The following is a 20,162-nucleotide window of genomic DNA, read 5'->3' as shown; positions in this document are numbered from 1 at the left end:
CTGCCCGACGGCGCTTTGATGCGACGCGCGGCCTACGGGCTGGCCACCGAGATCATCGGCGAGTTAGCGGCGCGCACCGGCGGGGTAACCGGGCGACGTGTGTGCGCGGTCATCGGCTCCGGAGACAACGGCGGAGACGCGTTGTGGGCGGCCACCTTCCTGCGCCGTCGCGGCGCGGCCGCCGACGCGATCCTGCTCAACCCGGAGCGCACCCACCGCAAAGGCCTGGCGGCGTTCCGAAAGGCCGGCGGTCGCGTCGTCGAAAGCGTCTCGCCGACAACCGATCTCGTCATCGACGGCGTGGTGGGCATCTCCGGCTCCGGAGCGCTGCGGCCCGCCGCGGCCGAGGTGTTCGCCGCCGTCAACGATGCCCGAATCCCGGTGATCGCCGTCGACATCCCCAGCGGCATCGACGCGGCGACCGGCGCAATCACCGGCCCCGCCGTGCGCGCCGTGCTGACCGTCACCTTCGGCGGCCTCAAACCCGTGCACGCGCTGGCTGATTGCGGGCGGGTCCGGCTGATCGACATCGGGCTCGACCTGCCGGGTGCACCGAACGTCGCAGCGTTGGGGTTCGAGGCCGCCGACGTGGCCGCCCGCTGGCCGGTGCCCGGGCCCCACGACGACAAGTACTCGCAGGGCGTCACCGGCGTGATGGCCGGCTCGTCGACCTATCCGGGCGCCGCCGTGCTGTGCACCGGCGCCGCCGTCGCCGCCACCTCCGGCATGGTCCGCTACGCCGGCAGCGCGCACCGCGAGGTGCTCGCGCACTGGCCGGAGGTGATCGCCTCGCCCACCCCCGCCTCGGCCGGCCGGGTGCAGTCCTGGGTCGTCGGCCCGGGACTGGGCACCGACGACGTCGGGGCCGCGGCGCTGTGGTTCGCGCTGGAAACCGACCTGCCGGTGATCGTGGATGCCGACGGGCTGACCATCCTGGCCGCGCACCCCGAGTTGGTGGCCAACCGCGCCGCGCCGACGGTGCTGACCCCGCACGCGGGTGAATTCGCCCGGCTGGCGGGTAACCCGCCGGGGGATGACCCGGTGGGCGCGTGCCGCAAGCTGGCCGACGCGTTCGGCGCCACGGTGCTGCTCAAGGGCAACGTCACCGTCATCGCCGACCCGGGCGGCCCGGTCTACCTCAATCCGGCCGGGCAGTCCTGGGCGTCCACCGCCGGCTCCGGTGACGTGTTGTCCGGCATGATCGGCGCGCTGCTGGCCGCGGGCCTGCCGGCGGTCGAGGCGGCCGCCGCCGCGGCCTTCGTGCACGCGCGCGCGGCAGCGTGCTCGGCCGCCGACCCCGGCCCCGGCGAGGCCCCCACCTCGGCCTCGCGCATCGTGCCGCACATCCGAGCCGCCCTGGCCGCCCTATAGAGAGGATCTCGTCGTGCCCCAACACCCGTCCATGCCCGCCCACTCGATCGCGCCCGCCTACACCGGCCGCCTGTTCACCGCGCCGGTGCCGGCGCTGCGGATGCCCGACGAGTCGATGGATCCCGAGGCTGCCTACCGCTTCATCCACGACGAGCTGATGCTCGACGGCAGCTCCCGGCTCAACCTGGCCACCTTCGTGACGACCTGGATGGATCCCGAGGCCGGCAAGCTGATGGCCGAGACGTTCGACAAGAACATGATCGACAAGGACGAATACCCGGCGACCGCGGCCATCGAGCAGCGCTGCGTGTGCATGGTGGCCGACCTGTTCCACGCCGACGGGCTGCGCGACGACGACCCGTCCAGCGCCACCGGGGTGTCGACGATCGGTTCCAGCGAGGCCGTGATGCTCGGCGGTCTGGCGATGAAGTGGCGGTGGCGCGAGAAGGTGGGCCGGAAAAAAGGGGGGGACTGGAAGGGCCGCACCCCGAACCTGGTGATGGGCTCCAACGTCCAGGTGGTCTGGGAGAAGTTCTGCCGCTACTTCGACGTCGAACCGCGCTACCTGCCGATGGAGGAGGGGCGCTACGTCATCACCCCCGAGCAGGTCGTCGACGCCGTCGACGAGGACACCATCGGGGTGGTGGCGATCCTGGGCACCACCTACACCGGGGAGCTGGAACCCATCGCCGAGATCTGCGCGGCCCTGGACAAGCTGGCCGCCGGCGGGGGAGTCGACGTCCCCGTGCATGTCGACGCGGCCAGCGGCGGATTCGTCGTGCCGTTCCTGCACCCCGAGCTCAAGTGGGACTTCCGGCTGCCGCGGGTGGTGTCGATCAACGTCAGCGGCCACAAGTACGGGCTGACCTATCCCGGCGTCGGGTTCGTGGTGTGGCGCAGCAAGGACTACCTGCCCGAGGACCTGGTGTTCCACGTCAACTACCTGGGCGGCGACATGCCGACCTTCACGCTGAACTTCTCCCGGCCCGGCAACCAGGTCGTCGGCCAGTACTACAACTTCCTGCGGCTGGGACGCGAGGGCTACACGCAGGTGATGCAGACGCTGTCATCGACCGCACGCTGGCTGGGCGAGCAGCTGCGCACCGGCGAGCACTGTGAGCTGATCTCCGACGGTTCGGCGATCCCGGTGGTCAGCTTCCGGCTCGCCCGCGGGCTGGGCTACACCGAGTTCGACGTCTCCCACGAGCTGCGGGGTTACGGCTGGCAGGTGCCGGCCTACACCATGCCCGACAACGCCACCGACATCTCGGTGCTGCGCATCGTGGTGCGCGAGGGCCTGTCCGCCGACCTGGCCCGGGCCCTGCACGACGACGCCCGCACCGCGCTGGCCAGCCTCGACAAGCTCAAGCCGGGCGGGCACTACCGCGCCGAGCACTTCGCGCACTGACGGTTGGTCCGGAGGCGCCGAGCGCTCTGGGACAATGGCTGCCGTGTCCGCAACGCCGATATCCCTGACCCCGGGCGTCCTCGCCGAGGCCCTGGTGGACCTGGGCGCGATTGAGCACAACGTGCGGCTGCTGTGCGAGCAGGCCGGCGGCGCGCAGGTGATGGCCGTGGTCAAGGCCGACGGCTACGGCCACGGGGCCGCCCAGACGGCGCGCGCCGCGCTGGCCGCGGGGGCCGCCGAATTGGGCGTCGCCACCATCGCCGAGGCCCTGGCGCTGCGCGCGGACGGCATCACCGCGCCCGTGCTGGCCTGGTTGCACCCGCCCGGCATCGACTTCGGCCCCGCGCTGCTGGCCGACGTGCAGATCGCCGTGTCCTCGGAGCGCCAGCTCGACGACCTGGTGGACGCGGCGCGCCGCACCGGACGGACCGCGACCGTCACCGTCAAAGTGGACACCGGACTGAACCGCAATGGGGTGCCGCCCGCGCAATACCCCGCGCTGCTGACCGCGCTGCGCCGGGCCGTCGCCGAGGAGGCAGTCGCGCTGCGGGGCCTGATGTCGCACATGGTCTACGCCGATGAGCCCGCCAACCCCATGAACAACCTTCAGGCCCAACGTTTCAGCGACATGCTGGCCCAGGCGCGCGATCAGGGCGTGCGGTTCGACGTGGCGCACCTGTCGAACTCGTCGGCCACCATGTCTCGTCCCGACCTGGCCTTCGACATGGTGCGCCCCGGCATCGCGATCTACGGGCTGAGCCCGGTGCCCGAGCGTGGCGACATGGGTCTGGTGCCGGCGATGACGGTGAAATGCTCTGTGGCGCTGGTGAAGTCGATCCGCGCGGGGGAGAGCGTGTCCTACGGCCACACCTGGACCGCGCAGCGCGACACCAACCTCGCGCTGCTGCCGGTCGGTTACGCCGACGGCATCTTCCGGTCGCTGGGCGGCCGGCTCGAGGTGTTGATCAACGGCAGCCGGCGCCCGGGCGTCGGGCGGATCTGCATGGACCAGTTCGTCGTCGACCTCGGCCCGGGGCGCGTCGACGTGGCCGAAGGCGACGAGGCGATCCTGTTCGGGTCCGGCGCGAGCGGCGAGCCCACCGCGCAGGACTGGGCCGACCTGCTCGGCACCATCCACTACGAAGTCGTGACCAGCCCCCGCGGGCGGATCACCAGGACCTACCGCGAGGCGCGAACCGTTGAGTCCTGAGGAACCCCGCAGGCGCCGCAAGGGCAGGGCCTGGCTTGCGGGAGGCGCGGGGGTGACCGCCGTCGCCACCATCATCGGCGCCTCGGCCCGCCGGTCGATGACCCAGCGCGCCACGGTCGAAGACCCCTATGCGAACGAGGATTTCAACCGGCTCGAGGACGACGCCGGCCTGGTGGTGACTACGCCCGACGGGATTCCGCTGGCGGTGCGCGATACCGGCCCGGCCGATGCGCCGCTGACGCTGGTCTTCGTCCATGGGTTCTGCCTGCAGATGGGCGCGTTTCATTTTCAGCGCACCCGGTTGCCCGAGCAGTTGGGCCCCGACGTCCGGATGGTGTTCTACGACCAGCGCGGCCACGGCAGGTCCGGCGAGGCCGACCCCGAGACCTACACGCTGACCCAACTCGGCAGGGACCTGCAAACCGTGCTGAACGTGGTGGCACCGCGCGGAATGATCGTGCTGGTGGGCCACTCGATGGGCGGCATGACGGTGTTGTCCCACGCCCGCCAGTTCCCCGAGCAATACGGACGCCGCATCGTGGGCGCCGCGCTGATTTCGTCCGCGGCCGAAGGGGTGTCCAGGTCACCGCTGGGCGAGATCCTGAAAAACCCTGCGCTGGAAGCGGTTCGGGTCGCCGCGCGGTCCGCGCCGAAGCTGATGCACAGGGGGCGCAACGTGTCCCGGTCGTTGATCGGCCCGGTGCTGCGGGCCGCCTCCTACAGCGACCTGCAGGTCAGCCGCAGCCTGGACGCGTTCTCGCAGCGGATGATGAACAGCACCCCGATCCCCACCATGGTCGGCTTTCTGGACGCGCTGGAAAAGCACGACGAGACCGCCGGGCTGTGGACGCTGCTGCGGGTCCCGACGCTGATCGCGTGCGGCGACCACGACCTGCTCACCCCCGACGAATATTCGCGCAAGATGGCCGCCAGCCTGCCGCAGTCCGAGCTGGTCATCGTCGTCGGCGCGAGCCACCTGGCGCTGCTGGACAAGCCCGACGCCATCAACGGCGGGCTGGTCCGACTGGTTCGGCGGGCCACCCCGGGCAAGGCGGCGCTGCGCATGCGGCGGATGCGAGAAAGGTTGCGGCGCCGTGGCTGAACTCGACAGCGGCACCGCGACCTGTGACCGGGTCGAGGACACCATGGCGCTGGGCTCGCGGCTGGCGCAACACCTGCGGGCGGGGGACGTGGTGGTGCTCTCGGGTCCGCTCGGGGCGGGAAAGACCGTGCTGGCCAAGGGGATTGCGGCGGCGATGGATGTCGACGGGCCGGTGACCTCGCCGTCCTACGTGCTGGCACGCGTGCATCCGCCGCGGCGCGCGGGGGCCCCGGCCATGATTCACGTCGACATGTACCGGCTGCTCGACCACACCGACAATCAGGGCGCCGATCTGCTCGCCGAACTCGATTCGCTGGACTTGGACAGCGATCTCGACGACGCTGTCGTGGTGGTGGAATGGGGTGAGGGCCTGGTCGAGCGGCTCGCCGAGCGGCATCTGGACATCCGGCTCGAGCGCGTCACCGGATCCGACGTGCGGATCGCGACCTGGCGGTGGGCCGACAACGCCGACAACGGGGGCGAGTCATGACGATCGTCCTTGCCCTCGACACCTCGACCCCGGCGGTGACGGCCGGCCTGGTGCGGCGTGACGACCTGTGCGTGTTCGCCGAGCGGGTCACCGTCGACGCCCGGGCCCACGCCGAACGCCTCACCCCGAATGTCCTTGCTGCTCTGGCTGATTCGGGATTGGGGATGGCCGACCTGGGCGCCGTCGTGGTGGGCTGCGGACCGGGCCCGTTCACCGGCCTGCGCGCGGGCATGGCCACCGCCGCCGCCTACGGGCACGCCCTCGGCATCCCCGTGCGCGGCGTGTGCAGCCTGGACGCGATCGGCGTGCGGACCACCGGGGACGCCTTGGTGGTGACCGACGCCCGCCGCCGCGAGGTCTATTGGGCCCGCTACCGCGACGGCGTGCGCACCCACGGCCCGGCCGTCAACGCGCCGGCCGACGTCGACCCGGGTGCCGCGGCGGCCGTGGCCGGCTCACCCGAACACGCCGCCCTGTTCGGCCTGCCGGTGGGTGAACCGAGCTGCCCGACACCGGCCGGACTGGTTGCGGCGGTGGCCGATTGGTCCGTCGACCCCGAGCCGCTGGTGGCCCTGTACCTGCGTCGGCCCGACGCCAAACCGTTGGCCACGCGGCGATGACCGCCCACAGCGAGCCCGCGACCCTCGGCGGCCTGACCCGGGCCGACGCCCAGCGCTGCGCCGAGCTGGAGGCGCAGCTCTTCGACGGCGACGACCCGTGGCCCGCGGCGGCATTCCATCGCGAATTGGCCAGTGCCCACAACCATTACGTGGGCGCGCGGGTGGGCGAGACGCTGGTCGGCTACGCCGGCATCTCGCGATTGGGCCGCACCCCGCCCTACGAATACGAGGTGCACACCATCGGCGTGGATCCGGCGTACCAGGGCCGGGGCATCGGCCGCCGGCTGCTCGACGAGCTGCTGAGGTTCGCCGACGGCGGCGCGGTGTACCTGGAGGTCCGCACCGACAACGAGGCCGCGATCGGGCTGTACACCAGCGTCGGGTTCGAGCAGATCGGCCTGCGCCGCCGCTATTACCGGGTCAGCGGCGCCGACGCGTACACGATGCGGCGGGAGGCCCACGGCGCATGACAACCATTCTTGCCATCGAAACCTCCTGCGACGAAACGGGAGTCGGCATCGCCCGGTTGGATCCCGACGGCGCCGTGACGCTGCTGGCCGACGAGGTGGCCTCTAGCGTCGACGAACACGTGCGGTTCGGCGGCGTGGTGCCCGAGATCGCCTCGCGCGCGCATCTGGAGGCGCTGGGACCGGCCGTGCGCCGCGCGTTGTCGACCGCCGGGCTGGACAGGCCCGACGTCGTCGCGGCCACCATCGGGCCCGGGCTGGCCGGCGCCCTGCTGGTGGGAGTCGCTGCGGCCAAAGCCTATTCGGCGGCCTGGGGGGTGCCCTTCTATGCGGTGAACCACCTGGGCGGGCATCTGGCCGCCGACGTCTACGAGCACGGGCCGCTGCCCGAGTGCGTGGCGCTGCTGGTCTCCGGCGGCCACACCCACCTGCTGCACGTGCGTTCGCTCGGCGAGCCGATCATCGAGCTGGGCAGCACCGTCGACGACGCCGCCGGCGAGGCCTACGACAAGGTGGCGAGGCTGCTGGGGCTCGGCTACCCGGGCGGCAGGGTGCTCGACGAGCTGGCCCGCACGGGCGATCGCGACGCGATCGCCTTTCCGCGCGGCATGACCGGGCCGCGTGACGACCCCTACGCGTTCAGCTTCTCCGGCCTCAAGACGGCCGTCGCGCGCTACCTGGAAAGCCACCCCGACGCGGTGAACGCCGACATCGCGGCCGGCTTTCAGGAGGCCGTCGCCGACGTGCTCACCAAAAAGGCCGTGCGCGCCGCCACCGGGCTGGGCGTGCGGACCCTGCTGATCGCGGGCGGGGTGGCCGCCAATTCCCGGCTGCGTGAGCTGGCGGAGCGGCGCTGCGCCGAGGCGGGCCTGACGCTGCGCATCCCCAGGCCCCGGCTGTGCACCGACAACGGGGCGATGATCGCGTCGTTCGCGGCGCATCTGGTCGCCGCGGGGGCGCCGCCGTCGGCGCTGGACGTGCCCAGCGACCCGGGGCTGCCCGTGGTGAAAGCGCAGGTGAGTTGATGTTCGCTGAGCGCGGACACGCCGACGCTGGAGAAGCAGCGGGGGGCCCTTGAGTGCTAGCACTCGCATGTATAGAGTGCTAGGTGGCAATCGGCCAAGCCCTGTGTCGGCACCCGCGACGACGGCGCTCGGGCGCGGACGAATGCCGAACACCTGATAACTCGGAAGGTGCGGGCTCAACCCGTGCCGGCCGTCAACTCCGGTCCGGGCGCGTCCCGGACCCGACCCAACAGTGGAGGCTCCAATCGTGGCGAAGGTGAATATCAAGCCACTCGAGGACAAGATTCTCGTGCAGGCCAACGAGGCCGAGACCACGACCGCGTCTGGTCTGGTCATTCCTGACACCGCCAAGGAGAAGCCGCAGGAAGGCACCGTCGTCGCAGTCGGCCCCGGCCGGTGGGACGAAGACGGCGCGAAGCGCATCCCGCTGGACGTCTCGGAAGGCGACACCGTCATCTACAGCAAGTACGGCGGCACCGAGATCAAGTACGGCGGCGAGGAGTACCTGATCCTGTCGGCACGCGACGTGCTGGCTGTCGTCTCCAAGTAAGAACCGTGTTCCGCCCCGGCGATCCCCGCGTCCCGCGCGGGTGATTTCCGGGGCGGCATGCGTTTGGGGCTAGTGGCGATCGCAAGCGCGGCGAAGCCGGGCGAAGCGGGTCGCCACCATTCAAACAAGGAGCCTGATGAGCAAGATCATTGAGTACGACGAGACCGCGCGCCGCGCCATCGAGGCGGGCGTGAACACGCTCGCCGACGCGGTACGGGTGACGCTCGGGCCGCGCGGCCGGCATGTGGTGCTGGCCAAGGCATTCGGTGGCCCGGCGGTCACCAACGACGGTGTGACCGTCGCGCGTGAGATCGACCTGGAAGACCCGTTCGAGAACCTGGGCGCCCAGCTGGTGAAGTCGGTGGCCACCAAGACCAACGACGTCGCCGGCGACGGCACCACGACGGCGACCGTGCTGGCGCAGGCGCTGGTCAAGGGCGGCCTGCGGCTGGTCGCGGCCGGCGCCAACCCCATCGAGTTGGGGGCGGGGATCAGCAAGGCCGCCGACGCGGTGTCCGAGGCGCTGCTGTCCGCGGCCACCCCGGTCTCCGGCAAGGACGCGATCGCGCAGGTGGCGACCGTGTCCTCGCGCGACCAGCTGCTGGGTGAGCTGGTCGGTGAGGCGATGACCAAGGTCGGCACCGACGGCGTGGTCAGCGTCGAAGAATCCTCGACGCTGAGCACCGAGCTCGAGTTCACCGAGGGCGTCGGTTTCGACAAGGGCTTCCTGTCGGCGTATTTCGTCACCGACTTCGACTCCCAGCAGGCCGTGCTGGACGACCCGGTGATCCTGTTGCACCAGGACAAGATCAGTTCGCTGCCCGACCTGCTGCCGATGCTGGAGAAGGTCGCCGAATCGGGCAAGCCGCTGTTGATCATCGCCGAGGACATCGAGGGCGAGGCGCTGGCCACCCTGGTCGTCAACTCCATCCGCAAGACGCTGAAGGCAGTCGCGGTCAAGGCGCCGTTCTTCGGCGACCGCCGCAAGGCGTTCCTGGAGGACCTGGCGATCGTGACCGGCGGCCAGGTGATCAACCCGGACGCGGGCCTGTTGCTGCGCGAGGTCGGCACGGACGTGCTGGGCTCGGCCCGCCGCGTGGTGGTCAGCAAGGACGACACCGTCATCGTCGACGGCGGCGGCACCAAGGATGCGGTGGCCAACCGCATCAAGCAGCTGCGCGCCGAGATCGAGGCGAGCGACTCCGACTGGGACCGCGAGAAGCTGCAGGAGCGGCTGGCCAAGCTGGCCGGCGGTGTGGCGGTGATCCAGGTGGGAGCGGCCACCGAGACGGCGCTCAAGGAACGCAAGGAAAGCGTCGAGGACGCCGTCGCGGCCGCGAAAGCCGCTGTCGAGGAAGGCATTGTCGCCGGTGGCGGCTCGGCGCTGCTGCAGACCCGCAAGGCGCTGGAGACGCTGCGCGCATCGCTGAGCGGCGACCAGGCACTGGGTGTCGGCGTCTTCTCCGAGGCGCTGGCGGCGCCGCTGTACTGGATCGCCACCAACGCCGGGCTCGACGGCGCGGTCGCGGTGCACAAGGTGACCGAGCTGCCCAACGGCCACGGCCTGAACGCGGACAAGCTGACCTACGGCGACCTGATCGCCGACGGCGTCATCGACCCGGTCAAGGTCACCCGCTCGGCCGTGCTCAACGCCGCATCGGTGGCCCGGATGGTCCTGACCACCGAGACGGCGGTCGTCGACAAGCCGGCCGAGGAGGCCGACGACCATGGCCACGGTCATCACCACCACCACTGAGTGAACGACGACAAGCGCCCCCGGTTGCATGGCCGGGGGCGCTTGTTTGTTTGCTGACCCTGCCCACGAGCCGCGGTTGAGCGTCTACGGTCGCGGCATGGACCGCATCTGGCAGTGGGCGTGGGATCGGTATAAGACGAGGTACTCGTGGGCGATTGGCGCGGTCCTCTACGCCCTGACCCTGCCGATCTTCCTTCTTCCGTCGTTCTGTGTTGTCGCTCTCGAAGGATCTGGCCACTACGTCGAGACCGTCACCGTGAACATTGTCGCCGGGTTGGTGCTGGTGTACATGCTCGTGCTTCCTGGCCGGGGCGGCAGTGGTGTCGTGGACCGTTGGGCGGCCGGCCGGGATGTTGATCGGGCGCGGGCATTGCACTCCACCTACAGGTGGGGCCGGCGGACAATTGCCCGAGCCGTGGTGGTCACCGCTGTCTGGGCTGCCCTGCTCTTGGTCGTCGTGGCTGGGATCGCCGGGGCGTCGGGGTGGCGGCTGGTCCAATACGGGATCATGGGCGCCGCAATGGGAACGGGCATCCAGCTCATCGGTGTGCACAGCTTCGTGGAAGCGGCGCTGCGGCCGGCCAGGTTTGCTATCGCTGATAACACTGGAATCGGTGACTCCCTGCCTCGGTCTCATCCGAGCTTTGCGGCGTGGGTGAACGTCTCCATGCTCGGCGTCGCGTTCACGTTCGCCCTCTCAAGTGCGCTGCTGGCGGTGGTTTTCGAGCGAGCTGGACGTTTTCCGCTGCTTTACCTCCTGATCGCGGCCGGGATGATCCTCTGCTTCGCGGTACCTATCACCGTCGCCGCGGTGTTCGCGCCTTCGCTGCGGCCGATTCGCGACCTGGCCGAAGGGACGAAACGGGTTGCGGCGGGCGACTACAGCCGGCGCCTGCCAGTGGTTCAGGACGACGACCTTGGCGCGTTGGCGGCGTCGTTCAACCGCATGCAGGCGGGATTGGCTGAGCGGCAACGACTTCAGGGCGCGTTCGGGAACTATGTCGACCCGGCTCTAGCCGCGCGACTGCTCGAGCAAGGTGACGACGTCTTCACCGGCGAGCGCCGCGAGGTGACAGTGATGTTCGTCGACGTCCGCGACTTCACCCCGTTCGCCGAGGCCAACACCGCCGAGGACACCGTCGCCCGGCTTAATGCTTTGTTCGAGATCGTGGTGCCTGCGGTGGTCGATGCCGGTGGCCATGTCAACAAGTTCCTCGGCGACGGCGCGCTGGCCGTCTTCAACGCCCCTAACGATCTTGCCGATCATGCCGACGCGGCGGCGAGCGCGGCGTTACGCATTCAGCACTTGGTAGCCGAACGATTCGGCGGAGCAGTGCGGGTCGGCATCGGGATCAACACCGGTGCGGTGATCGCCGGAACCATCGGCGGCGGAGGCAAACTCGAATTCACGCTCATCGGTGACGCCGTGAACGTGGCCGCCCGCGTCGAACAGCTCACCAAAACCACCGGGGACGCGATCCTGCTGACCCAGCAGACCGTCGACGCGCTGCGGTCGCCGCCAATGGGACTGACGGACAGGGGTTTTCACGCCCTGAAGGGAAAGTCGGCCGAGGTGCAGGTGTTCGGCATCGGCCCCGCGTCGGCGGCGACGTCGTAGACGGTGTCGATGCCGTAGTCTGCACTCGTATTCCACACTCCACGAGGAGTCCCGCCCATGACGCAAGTGCTGCAGACCGAGGTGTGTGTTGCCGGCGGCGGTCCCGCCGGGATGGTTCATGCTCTGCTGCTCGCCCGGGCCGGAATCCGGGTCGTGGTCTTGGAGAAGCACAACGACTTCCTGCGCGACTTCCGCGGCGACACCGTGCACCCGTCCACCCTGCGGATCATGGACGAGCTGGGGTTCATCGACGAGTTCCTGCGGCTACCGCACACCAAGATCGACCGGGTCGCCTTCGACACCGACGGCTCCATTCGCACCTTCGGCAATTTCAAGGTGCTCAAGCGGCTCGGTTTCCGGCAGCCCTATATCGCCATGATGCCGCAGTGGGACTTCCTCGACTTCCTCGCCGAAAAGGCTTCTGCCTACCCCGAATTCACCTTGCTTCGCAATGCCGAGGTCACCGACGTCATGGTCGAAGGCGACCGGGTGGCCGGGGTGCGCACGCCGGACCTCGAGGTGCGCGCCCAGCTGGTGATCGCCGCGGATGGACGCAAGTCCGCGGTGCGCGCCGCGGCGGGGCTGCAGACCGCAGCGGCGCACTCGCCGATGGATGTGCTGTGGTTCCGGCTGAAATGGCGCCCCGGCGACCCCCAGGAACTGTTCGCGGTGCTGCGCAAGGGCCTGATGATGGCGATGATCTACCGGGGCGATTACTGGCAGATCGCCTATTTGATGCCGAAGGGATCAAACCCGCGGGAGGGATCCCTCGAGGAGTTCAAGGAGCGGATCGCGACCGCGCAACCGCGGCTGCGAGAGCACGTCAACGACCTGAGTTCGTGGGACGACACCAGCGAACTCGACGTGCGGGTGGATCGGCTCGAGACGTGGTGGCGAACGGGCCTGCTGTGCATCGGCGACGCGGCGCACGCCATGTCGCCGGCCGGCGGGGTCGGCATCAACCTCGCGGTGGCCGACGCGGTGGCCGCGGCCAACGTCCTGTGCGCCCCGCTGCGCGAGGGCCGGGTGACCGACGAAGACCTCGCGAGAGTGCAGCGGCGGCGCGAGCTACCCACCCGGATCGTCCAGGCTTTTCAGGTGTTCATGCAGGACAGGGCGATCGCGCCCAACTTGAGCGGTGACCTGTCCCCGATTCGCGTCCCCAAGATCGTGGGTATGGGTCCGCTGCAAGCGATTCCGCCGATTTTCGTCGGACGTGGTTTTCGTCCCGAGCATGTCCGCACGCCGGATGTGCACTCCCGGTAGCGCCGTCAGAGCCCGGCGATGACGATGACGACGCCGACCACGATGCACGGCGCCAGGGAGACCAGCAGGACGCTGACCAACTTCTCCTTTGCCGCCGAGGCCTCGTGGTCGCCGGTCGCGATCGGCGCGAGCCTGCCGCCGGCGCCCCATGCCGCCGCGAGCAGCGTCGCCAACCAGTTCGCGTAGGCGGCGTAGACGACGAGGGCCGCCGCCGTGATTGCCCACGCCTCGGGCAGGTGGACGTGCGGCCAGAGCAGGCCCAGCAACACGAGGAACATGCCGTTGAGGACCCCCTCGAGATGACTCGACAGCGCCATGCGCCGGTTTTTCAACACGGGCAGGGGCAATCCGGTGAACAGTCCGAGCAGGAACAAGACCAGCCCGAGGGTGAACAGCAGCGTCTGCATGTCAGCACACTAGGGGCGTTTGGCGGCGCCTGCGGTCGATTGCGGGCGAAGCGAGTACCCGCGACGCGGTCGGCGACGAAGATGGCCCCCATGGGTAGGCCGATATTTTCTGTCACTCCCGGCTATGGCGACCACCAGCTCCGGGAGTTCCACTATGCGCAGGCCGTTCGCTACGGGGACCGGGTGGAGACGGCCGGGCAGGGAGGGTGGGACGAGCACTGGCGCTATCCGGAGTCGGCGCGCGACGAGATCATTGCGGCTTTCGACAACGTCGAACGGACGTTGTCGACGGCGGGAGCCTCCTGGCGCGACGTGGTGCACGTGCACTCCTATCACGTCCCCGGAGCGGATGGCCGGATCGGGTCCGAGCACCTGGACACCATGGTCGAACAGTTTCGCCGGCGCATGGGCGAGCACGCGCCCCTGTGGACATGCATCGGCGTCGCCGCGCTGGCGAGTCCGAAGATGCGTGTCGAGATCCAAGTCACCGCGGTCGTCTGAGCCGTGACTAACGCGGTGCGGTGAGTCCGGCCGGCACGGAGGCGCCGAGTTACGCCAGCAACGTGGCCAGCTTGTGATCCAATTCGATTCCTACCGTGGTGATTTGGGGTATGTTGAAGCTGCTGAACCGCGTGCTGGGTTGGTCAACGGTAAACCATGTGGTGCCGTCGGCGTCCTCCACAATGGCAGTGCGCAACGGCGCATAGAGCAGAACGGCCGGGTTGTACCGGTACATCTTCTGCGCGATCGTGTGATTGCCCATCAGGTACTCGACGCACCGGCCGCGGTCGCCGGCCAGCCGCATCAGCGACGTGAAATCGTGTGACCAATAGAGAATGAAGCCGTGCGGCGCGTTCTGGGCGGTGGCCTCTAGAACGGTCTGCCAGTCAGCTTCTCGTTCGATGAGGGAGTCGAATATCTCGCTCTGGAAAGCGGGCACCGCTTGCTCGTAGCGATTCTTGAACCCGTCGAACGTGTCGTCGATCTGGATCGTCAACCGGTCGACCTGATGTGAGGCCGTCTCGATCGATCCGTGCAGTGATTTGGTCATGGTGTTTCCTCGTTACAGTTGTTTATCGAAATACGTTGGAAGGCAGCGCTTGTCAGGACGCAATTCCCAGTTCGGCAAGCCTGGTCCGGTTCTGCTCGAGCCATTCGCGCTCGTGGCCGGACGCGGGGATGAACAAGCCGGCATCCATGACATTCGTGGGATCGACTTCGGCGATCGAGATCCATAGGTCGGCTTCGGGCTGGCCCGAGTTACGCGTCCAGATCTGCGCGAGCTGACGCAGCATTGCCTGCCGCGTCATGAGGTCACGTCCGTGGCGGTTGAAGCCGAGAATCAACGACTGCGTTGCCGGTTTGCCGGCCGTGAAGCAGTCGCCCTCGGGGAGTTCGTGAAAAAGCACTTTGACCCACGACGCCAACGCTCCGGTGGCGTCGCAGTACATGGTGGTCATCTCCTCGGCGATCTTGGCTTTCGCGGACCGGGTCAGTAGGCCCTTCGGGCTGTAGCACTGGTAGACGGGCATGGCGTTCCTTTCGTGGTGCGGAGCGGGGCTCCGGCGAACAGAGATACTATGTCGTGCGACATACTTACAACTAGAGCCGAGATTACTGCGCTATCCGGGCGCCCGCAAGGAACTATGTATGATGGACGACATGCCAAGGAAGAGTGACAGCAAGGCGCGGATGACCGCCGCCGCGCGGCGCTTGTTCGGCGAACACGGTTATCTCGGCACTGCCCTGTCGGACGTCGTCACCGAGAGCGCCGCCCCGCGCGGGTCGATCTACTTTCACTTCCCGGGCGGGAAGGAAGAACTCGCCAGCGAGGTCGCCCTTCTGCACGCTTCCGACCGCATCGCAGACATCAACCGCGCGGCGGCCAACACCCGCACCGCCGCTGAACTGATCGCGGCGTTTATCGGGCGCGAACGCGATGAACTGGTGTCAAGCAACTACCGCGAGGGGTGCGCGGTCGCTCCCATCGTCATCGAGTCGACGCCCGCGTCCGACCAACTCAGCGATGTGACGCGGCGAGCCTTCCAGGATCTGATCACCACGCTCGCCGCCCGGCTCACCGAGAAAGGCCTGAGCCACGACAGGGCCGTGCAGCTGGCAACGAGTGTGTGGATCAATGTGGAGGGCGCGCTGATCCTCGGCCGCGCCCTGCGTAGTCCCGAGCCATTCGACACAGCGATCACCCAACTGACCGCAGTCGCCGATGCCGACTAGGCGACGCGAAACACCCCCGGTCCCTTGCGGATCGGGGGTGTTCCCTTTCACGGTGGCTCGAGCGTCAGCGCCCGGGAGGAAAGGTGGGCGGTGTCGTGACGGTCGTGGTCGGTGTCGACGTCAGGGTCGGGCTGCTGGTGACCGTGACGGTGCTGGTGCTCGTACTGGTGGATGCCGGCGGCACCACGGTGGTGGTGGTGCTGGTCGTCACGCTGGTGGTCGACGAGGTTGTGGTGGTCGACGACGCCGCAATCACACCGCAGGCCAGCCGCTTGCCGGATTCACCCGTCGGGGCGGTGCTGCCCAGATTGTCCGCGGTCTGGTGGATGATCAGCGCGGTGCCCGCACTGTTTCTCAGGTCAGCGGAGGTGAACGCGTTGCTGGTGGTGACCAGTTTGGCCGAACCGTCGGAGCGCACCTGCAAGGCGGTCAGGTCGCCGCTGGCCGGGTAACTCGTGTGATTGGGCGCCTGGTAAACGCTTCCGGCGGAGTCGAAGTCCCCGCTCGAGCCGCCGCTCGGCGCAGCCGAATTGGCCTCGCACTTGCCCACCGCGTGGATCTGCAGCCCGTGGAAACCGGGGCTGAGCACCTGGTTGGGTCCGGCTTCCACGGTCACCGTCGCATAGCCGTTGGCGAATTCGAACGTGGCGTTGGCCACCGGACTGCCGTCGGCGGTCTTCAGCTGGGTGGTCAGCCGCTCCGCGCCGGGAGTCGAGCTGGTCAACGGTGACGTATTGGGCTGGCTGCCTTGCTGGTTCGAGCACGCGGCTAGCGAGGCCACGGTCGCGGTGAACGCCGCGACCGCAAAGCATGCGGCCTTGTTCATTTGCGGTGCCTACCCACATTGGCCCGCGTCGAAACGGCCTACTCCGCGGGTTTGCGCACCTCGCTGGCCAGGTCGCGGTAGTCCCAGACCAGGTCGACCACCTCTTGCGCGGCCCGCCCCGCCGCGCCGGCGATCAAACCCACGATGCGGCCGAGGTGGGTCGCCGTCGTGTTCACGGCCTCAAAGACGTTGTTAATAGCGCGATCTGCCGCGGTGTCGGCCATCTGCGTTCCCCTCCGTTAGGCGTCCCCGGCGACCAAGCCTACCGGCCCAGCGACCTCGGCAGGGCCCTGCGGCCGCGGACTAGTTGTCGAGGGGGTTCGATGCGGCCGGGTGGTGCGCCCGAACATCCGCGTCGCGCGTGTCCTCGCTCGAATCCATTGGGGCGGGCGCAAATCGCGCGCGCCGTGCGGGACTTAGGCCGACCGGCGGATGGTGCGCCCCCGGCCGATGTCGCCCTTGAGCAGCAGGTCGCGCTCGGACTCGGACAGGCCGCCCCAAACCCCGTAGGGCTCACCGACTTCGAGGGCGTGCGACCGGCACTCCTGGATGACCGGGCACTGCCGGCACATTTCCTTCGCGCGCTGCTCGCGCTGCATGCGGGCCCGGCCACGTTCACCGTCGGGGTGGAAGAACATCGACGAGTCAACGCCGCGGCATAAGCCCTGCAGTTGCCAATTCCAGATGTCGGCGTTGGGTCCAGGTAGCTGCTCCGGCTGTGGCATTGGTTCGTTCCCTCTCTGCACCGCCCGCTCGAGGTCAGGTTCGTGAAAGCGGTTGGGTGCAACTTAAATTAAGTGGAGTGGAGTCACCGATGACTACCCGTCATGCGTAGACGTTAGGGGCGGCGGTGAATTTCCGTCAATAGCCACTTAGCCCGGCAAAGTATGTGCCCGTTGGAGCAGAATTAACTTTGCGTTCATCTCGATTGAAATTGCGAAACGTATGCCGTGCTACCAGGCGGTTGGCCGAAACGAGATTGCCCAGCTCAGCGCGTGGTAGAGGGATAAGGCGAATTTATCCATGGGCTATAGTGATTAACGGTTCGGTAACATGAAGACCACAAACTGTTTACTACATCATTGTGATTGAAACTCGTCACACTTCCGTGATTGGGCGGCGGCTGGCCGACGCCGCCTTCGGGGACCGCCCCGCCGACTGGCCGCTGCCGTCGGCGACGACGCCGGAGGAACTGTGGCTGCGCGCCGTGGCGGCCGGGGGCCAGGGGCGCTACGGCGCCGCCTACCGCGACCTCGCGGTGCTGCGGCGCATCGCGCCCACCGGGCGGCTGGCGTCGCTGGGCAGGAGCACGCAGGGGTCGTTTTTGCGCCAGCTCGGTTGGCATGGTGTGGCGCGGGGCTGGGACGGGCGCGCCCTGGCGCTGGCCGGCGGCGACCCCGAGGCGTGCGCCGACGCGCTTATCGGGCTGGCCGCCGACGCGCTGGGCGTCGGGCGCTTCGCGGCCGCGGCGACGCTGCTGGCGCGCACCGATCCGCTGCTTGCGTCGCCGAATTCCGAAGCGGCGGTGCCCGATCGGCTGCCGGTGCGCCGACGATGGGTGGCCGCCGAACTGGCGATGGCCCGCGGTGAAGGCGACGCCGCCGTCCGCCACGCCGGCGAAGGCGTGGAGCTGGCGGCGGCCATGACCGTCGCATCGCCGCGCCACCGGGTCAAAAGCGAGGTGGTGCTGGCCGCCGCGCTGTGCTGCGCGGGCAACCTCGAGCGTGCCCGGGCGGTCGCGGACGCCGCGCTGACGGATGCGGGCCGGTTAGGGCTGCTGCCACTGCGGTGGGCGCTGGCTTGCTTGCTGATCGATATCGGAAGCGTCACGTTTGTGGCACACCAGCTGCACGAAATCCGCGATGTCTGCGCAGGCCAGGTGCGGCGCGCCGGTGGGACGTGGCGTTCCGCTTGAAACGGCCTCCCGACCGTTATTGTCATTTCGTTAGTTAGCCCGGTTGGCCCGCGATGTGTCCGCTTCGTAACGTTGGAGATATCACCGTCGATGACAATTCCAGCAGGGGAACGTCTCGACGCTGTGGTCGCGAAGGCCGTCACCGGCGACCACAACGCATTGAGGGAGGTGCTGGAGACCATCCGTCCGATCGTCGTGCGATATTGCCGAGCGCGTGTCGGCACCGTCGATCGGGGTGGCCTGTCAGCGGATGACGTGGCACAGGAGGTGTGCTTGGCGACTATCACGGCGCTGCCGCGTTATCGCGATCGCGGGCGTCCATTCCTGGCCTTCCTGTACGGCATCGCGGCCCACAAGGTCGCCGATGCCCACCGCGCTGCCGGACGCGATCTCGCCTATCCCACCGAATCGATTCCCGATCGCTGGTCGAGCGATGCGGGGCCCGAACAGCTTGCGATCGAAGCGGATTCGGTGAGCCGGATGAGCGAACTGCTCGAGATCCTGCCCGCCAAGCAACGCGAGATCCTGATCCTGCGCGTCGTCGTCGGCCTGTCCGCCGAGGAGACCGCGACCGCCGTCGGCAGCACCACCGGGGCCGTCCGAGTTGCCCAGCACCGCGCGCTGTCGCGGCTGAAATCCGAGATGATCGCGGCAGGTGACTGTGCCTGACTCCCTGGACGAATTCGCCCGCACCGACCTGCTGCTCGATGCGCTGGCCCAGCGCCGGCCGGTCTCCGGCAGCCAGGTCGAGGATCCCGACGACCCTGATTTTCAGGTGCTCACCACACTGCTGGAGGACTGGCGCGACAACCTGAGGTGGCCGCCGGCCAGCGCCCTGGTGACGCCCGAAGAGGCCGTCAACGCGTTGCGCACCGGACTGGCCGAACGGCGGCGCGGCCATCGCGGACTGGCCGTCGTCGGATCGGTGGCCGCGGCGCTGATGGTGCTCAGCGGCTTCGGCGCCATGGTGGTCGAGGCCCGGCCCGGCGGCACCCTGTACGGGCTGCACGCGATGTTCTTCGACCAGCCGCAGGTCCACGAAAAGCAGGAGATGCTGGCCGCCAAGGCCGACCTGGCGAAGGTGCAGGAATCGATCGACCGCGGCCAGTGGGACCAGGCCAAGAATCAGCTGACCGAGGTGAGCAGCCTGGTGGCCTCGATCGACGACCCGGCCAGCAAACAGGAACTGACCGACCAGCTGAAGCTGTTGAACGCGAAGGTCGACGCGCGCGACCCGAACGCCACGCTCCCGGTCGCCCCGCCTCCCGCGGCGCCGGCCGGCCCGGCCTCCGCCGCGATCCCCGCGGCGCCACCCGCACCGCTGACGCCGCCGGCCGCGCCGAGCCCGCAGCCGAGTCCGTCAGTGGGTAAGCATCACCATCACGGCCAGACGCCACCGCCGGTGGCGCCGCTGATTCCGAATCAGTGAGCCGCTAAATCAGTGCCGGCGGTGGAAACCGTCGGCGTCCGAGGTCGCTTCGTTGAGCGACGCGTCGGCATACCCGCGGCAGTAGTCCCACGTGACGTAGGCGTCCGGCTCGGGGTCATAGGCGGGCTCGTGCGGGCGCACGGTGCCGTCGATCAGCAGCTGCAGCAGGTTGGCCCGCAGCATGTCCCAGTCGTGGTAGTGATCCTGCTGACATTCATCGCAGCAGACCACCAGTCCGCGAATACCCTTGTGCGCCAGCAGCGCTTCGTACACGGCCAGATCGGCGAGGTCGGCCTCGACGGCCATTCGCTCTTGTTGATCCAGGGGCTGGCCTGGCTCGACGGCTTCCAAGGCCGCCGACGGATCACAGGGGTCGTCGGCGAAAGGGTCGGGCGGCAAACCCGGTGGGAGGTGGTCGCGCACGCCTCTAGCCTACGCAGCCCGCCCCGGATAACGCCAGCAGGCGG

Annotated in this window: 24 protein-coding genes; 17 read left to right on the top strand and 7 right to left on the bottom strand. The window is 68.8% G+C overall.

Annotated features, from left to right (window positions below; all coding sequences use genetic code 11):
- The 12 genes from A5659_RS23555 to A5659_RS23500 all read left to right on the top strand — a co-directional run.
- Nucleotides 1–1,371 (top strand): bifunctional ADP-dependent NAD(P)H-hydrate dehydratase/NAD(P)H-hydrate epimerase (locus A5659_RS23555; protein ID WP_067184638.1); only part of this gene is annotated, 1,371 nt, incomplete at its 5' end.
- Between the two features lie 31 nt (nt 1,372–1,402).
- Nucleotides 1,403–2,779 (top strand): glutamate decarboxylase, encoded by a 1,377-nt coding sequence (locus A5659_RS23550; protein WP_156748995.1) that lies wholly within the window; start codon nt 1,403–1,405, stop codon nt 2,777–2,779.
- Between the two features lie 43 nt (nt 2,780–2,822).
- A complete protein-coding gene (alr, locus tag A5659_RS23545; protein WP_067184636.1) occupies nt 2,823–3,989 on the top strand; it encodes an alanine racemase in 1,167 nt (388 codons plus the stop codon).
- Between the two features lie 52 nt (nt 3,990–4,041).
- Nucleotides 4,042–5,091, top strand: a complete 1,050-nt coding sequence (locus A5659_RS23540; protein ID WP_197498174.1) for an alpha/beta fold hydrolase — start codon at nt 4,042–4,044, stop codon at nt 5,089–5,091.
- Nucleotides 5,084–5,581, top strand: a complete 498-nt coding sequence (gene tsaE / locus A5659_RS23535) for a tRNA (adenosine(37)-N6)-threonylcarbamoyltransferase complex ATPase subunit type 1 TsaE (RefSeq protein ID WP_156749338.1) — start codon at nt 5,084–5,086, stop codon at nt 5,579–5,581. Before A5659_RS23540 ends, tsaE begins: the two co-directional genes overlap by 8 nt.
- Nucleotides 5,578–6,201: a tRNA (adenosine(37)-N6)-threonylcarbamoyltransferase complex dimerization subunit type 1 TsaB gene (gene tsaB / locus A5659_RS23530; protein ID WP_067184626.1), complete on the top strand. Its 624-nt coding sequence runs from the start codon at nt 5,578–5,580 to the stop codon at nt 6,199–6,201. Before tsaE ends, tsaB begins: the two co-directional genes overlap by 4 nt.
- The gene (rimI, locus tag A5659_RS23525) at nt 6,198–6,671 is read left to right on the top strand and encodes a ribosomal protein S18-alanine N-acetyltransferase (RefSeq protein WP_066866333.1); all 474 of its coding nucleotides are present in this window, start codon (nt 6,198–6,200) and stop codon (nt 6,669–6,671) included. The genes tsaB and rimI overlap by 4 nt, the downstream gene beginning before the upstream one ends.
- A complete protein-coding gene (tsaD, locus tag A5659_RS23520) occupies nt 6,668–7,693 on the top strand; it encodes a tRNA (adenosine(37)-N6)-threonylcarbamoyltransferase complex transferase subunit TsaD (RefSeq protein WP_067184624.1) in 1,026 nt (341 codons plus the stop codon). Before rimI ends, tsaD begins: the two co-directional genes overlap by 4 nt.
- Nucleotides 7,694–7,940: 247 nt before the next feature.
- Entirely contained in the window at nt 7,941–8,243 is a 303-nt protein-coding gene (gene groES / locus A5659_RS23515) for a co-chaperone GroES (RefSeq protein ID WP_064950356.1), read from the top strand.
- A gap of 136 nt (nt 8,244–8,379) precedes the next feature.
- Nucleotides 8,380–9,999 (top strand): chaperonin GroEL, encoded by a 1,620-nt coding sequence (groL, locus tag A5659_RS23510; protein WP_066866337.1) that lies wholly within the window; start codon nt 8,380–8,382, stop codon nt 9,997–9,999.
- A gap of 97 nt (nt 10,000–10,096) precedes the next feature.
- On the top strand, nt 10,097–11,617 hold the full coding sequence (locus A5659_RS23505; RefSeq protein WP_067184621.1) for an adenylate/guanylate cyclase domain-containing protein: 1,521 nt from the start codon (nt 10,097–10,099) through the stop codon (nt 11,615–11,617).
- Nucleotides 11,618–11,674: 57 nt separating this feature from the next.
- Complete coding sequence (locus A5659_RS23500; protein ID WP_082976171.1) at nt 11,675–12,883, top strand: FAD-dependent oxidoreductase; 1,209 nt, start codon at nt 11,675–11,677, stop codon at nt 12,881–12,883.
- Nucleotides 12,884–12,888: 5 nt separating this feature from the next.
- Here the strand turns inward: A5659_RS23500 and A5659_RS23495 are convergent, their stop codons facing one another.
- Nucleotides 12,889–13,290, bottom strand: coding sequence for a hydrogenase (locus A5659_RS23495; RefSeq protein WP_066866853.1), 402 nt, complete (start codon nt 13,288–13,290; stop codon nt 12,889–12,891).
- Nucleotides 13,291–13,380: 90 nt separating this feature from the next.
- On the opposite strand from A5659_RS23495, the gene A5659_RS23490 reads away from it, so the two are divergent.
- Nucleotides 13,381–13,791, top strand: coding sequence for a Rid family hydrolase (locus A5659_RS23490; protein WP_066881095.1), 411 nt, complete (start codon nt 13,381–13,383; stop codon nt 13,789–13,791).
- Nucleotides 13,792–13,840: 49 nt separating this feature from the next.
- Here A5659_RS23490 and A5659_RS23485 read toward each other — a convergent pair whose 3' ends face one another.
- Together A5659_RS23485 and A5659_RS23480 are read right to left on the bottom strand one after the other, a co-directional pair.
- The gene (locus A5659_RS23485; protein ID WP_067184619.1) at nt 13,841–14,341 is read right to left on the bottom strand and encodes a DUF302 domain-containing protein; all 501 of its coding nucleotides are present in this window, start codon (nt 14,339–14,341) and stop codon (nt 13,841–13,843) included.
- 52 nt (nt 14,342–14,393) lie between these two features.
- Entirely contained in the window at nt 14,394–14,822 is a 429-nt protein-coding gene (locus A5659_RS23480; RefSeq protein WP_067022006.1) for a tautomerase family protein, read from the bottom strand.
- A 118-nt stretch (nt 14,823–14,940) separates the two neighbouring features.
- On the opposite strand from A5659_RS23480, the gene A5659_RS23475 reads away from it, so the two are divergent.
- A complete protein-coding gene (locus A5659_RS23475) occupies nt 14,941–15,525 on the top strand; it encodes a TetR/AcrR family transcriptional regulator (protein ID WP_231997995.1) in 585 nt (194 codons plus the stop codon).
- 64 nt (nt 15,526–15,589) lie between these two features.
- Here A5659_RS23475 and A5659_RS23470 read toward each other — a convergent pair whose 3' ends face one another.
- From A5659_RS23470 to A5659_RS23460, 3 genes are all read right to left on the bottom strand, one after another.
- A complete protein-coding gene (locus A5659_RS23470; RefSeq protein ID WP_067184617.1) occupies nt 15,590–16,351 on the bottom strand; it encodes a superoxide dismutase family protein in 762 nt (253 codons plus the stop codon).
- Between the two features lie 38 nt (nt 16,352–16,389).
- The gene (locus A5659_RS23465; RefSeq protein ID WP_066866864.1) at nt 16,390–16,575 is read right to left on the bottom strand and encodes a hypothetical protein; all 186 of its coding nucleotides are present in this window, start codon (nt 16,573–16,575) and stop codon (nt 16,390–16,392) included.
- Between the two features lie 192 nt (nt 16,576–16,767).
- Entirely contained in the window at nt 16,768–17,076 is a 309-nt protein-coding gene (locus A5659_RS23460) for a WhiB family transcriptional regulator (RefSeq protein WP_064883744.1), read from the bottom strand.
- Nucleotides 17,077–17,435: 359 nt separating this feature from the next.
- Here A5659_RS23460 and A5659_RS23455 point away from each other — a divergent pair, with 359 nt between their 5' ends.
- The 3 genes from A5659_RS23455 to A5659_RS23445 all read left to right on the top strand — a co-directional run bounded on the left by A5659_RS23455 (nt 17,436) and on the right by A5659_RS23445 (nt 19,695).
- Nucleotides 17,436–18,266 carry a hypothetical protein gene (locus A5659_RS23455; RefSeq protein WP_067184614.1) on the top strand — a complete coding sequence of 277 codons (831 nt, stop codon included), beginning with the start codon at nt 17,436–17,438 and terminating at the stop codon, nt 18,264–18,266.
- A 90-nt stretch (nt 18,267–18,356) separates the two neighbouring features.
- A complete protein-coding gene (locus tag A5659_RS23450; RefSeq protein WP_066866868.1) occupies nt 18,357–18,935 on the top strand; it encodes a sigma-70 family RNA polymerase sigma factor in 579 nt (192 codons plus the stop codon).
- The gene (locus A5659_RS23445) at nt 18,922–19,695 is read left to right on the top strand and encodes an anti-sigma-D factor RsdA (protein ID WP_197498172.1); all 774 of its coding nucleotides are present in this window, start codon (nt 18,922–18,924) and stop codon (nt 19,693–19,695) included. Before A5659_RS23450 ends, A5659_RS23445 begins: the two co-directional genes overlap by 14 nt.
- 9 nt (nt 19,696–19,704) lie before the next feature.
- Here the strand turns inward: A5659_RS23445 and A5659_RS23440 are convergent, their stop codons facing one another.
- On the bottom strand, nt 19,705–20,118 hold the full coding sequence (locus A5659_RS23440) for a DUF5319 domain-containing protein (protein WP_007773416.1): 414 nt from the start codon (nt 20,116–20,118) through the stop codon (nt 19,705–19,707).
- Between the last annotated feature and the right edge of the window lie 44 nt (nt 20,119–20,162).

This window comes from Mycobacterium sp. 1165196.3, assembly GCF_001673415.1.
GTDB classification, from domain to species: Bacteria; Actinomycetota; Actinomycetes; order Mycobacteriales; family Mycobacteriaceae; genus Mycobacterium; species Mycobacterium europaeum_A.
This window is presented reverse-complemented; position numbering and strand designations above follow the sequence as displayed.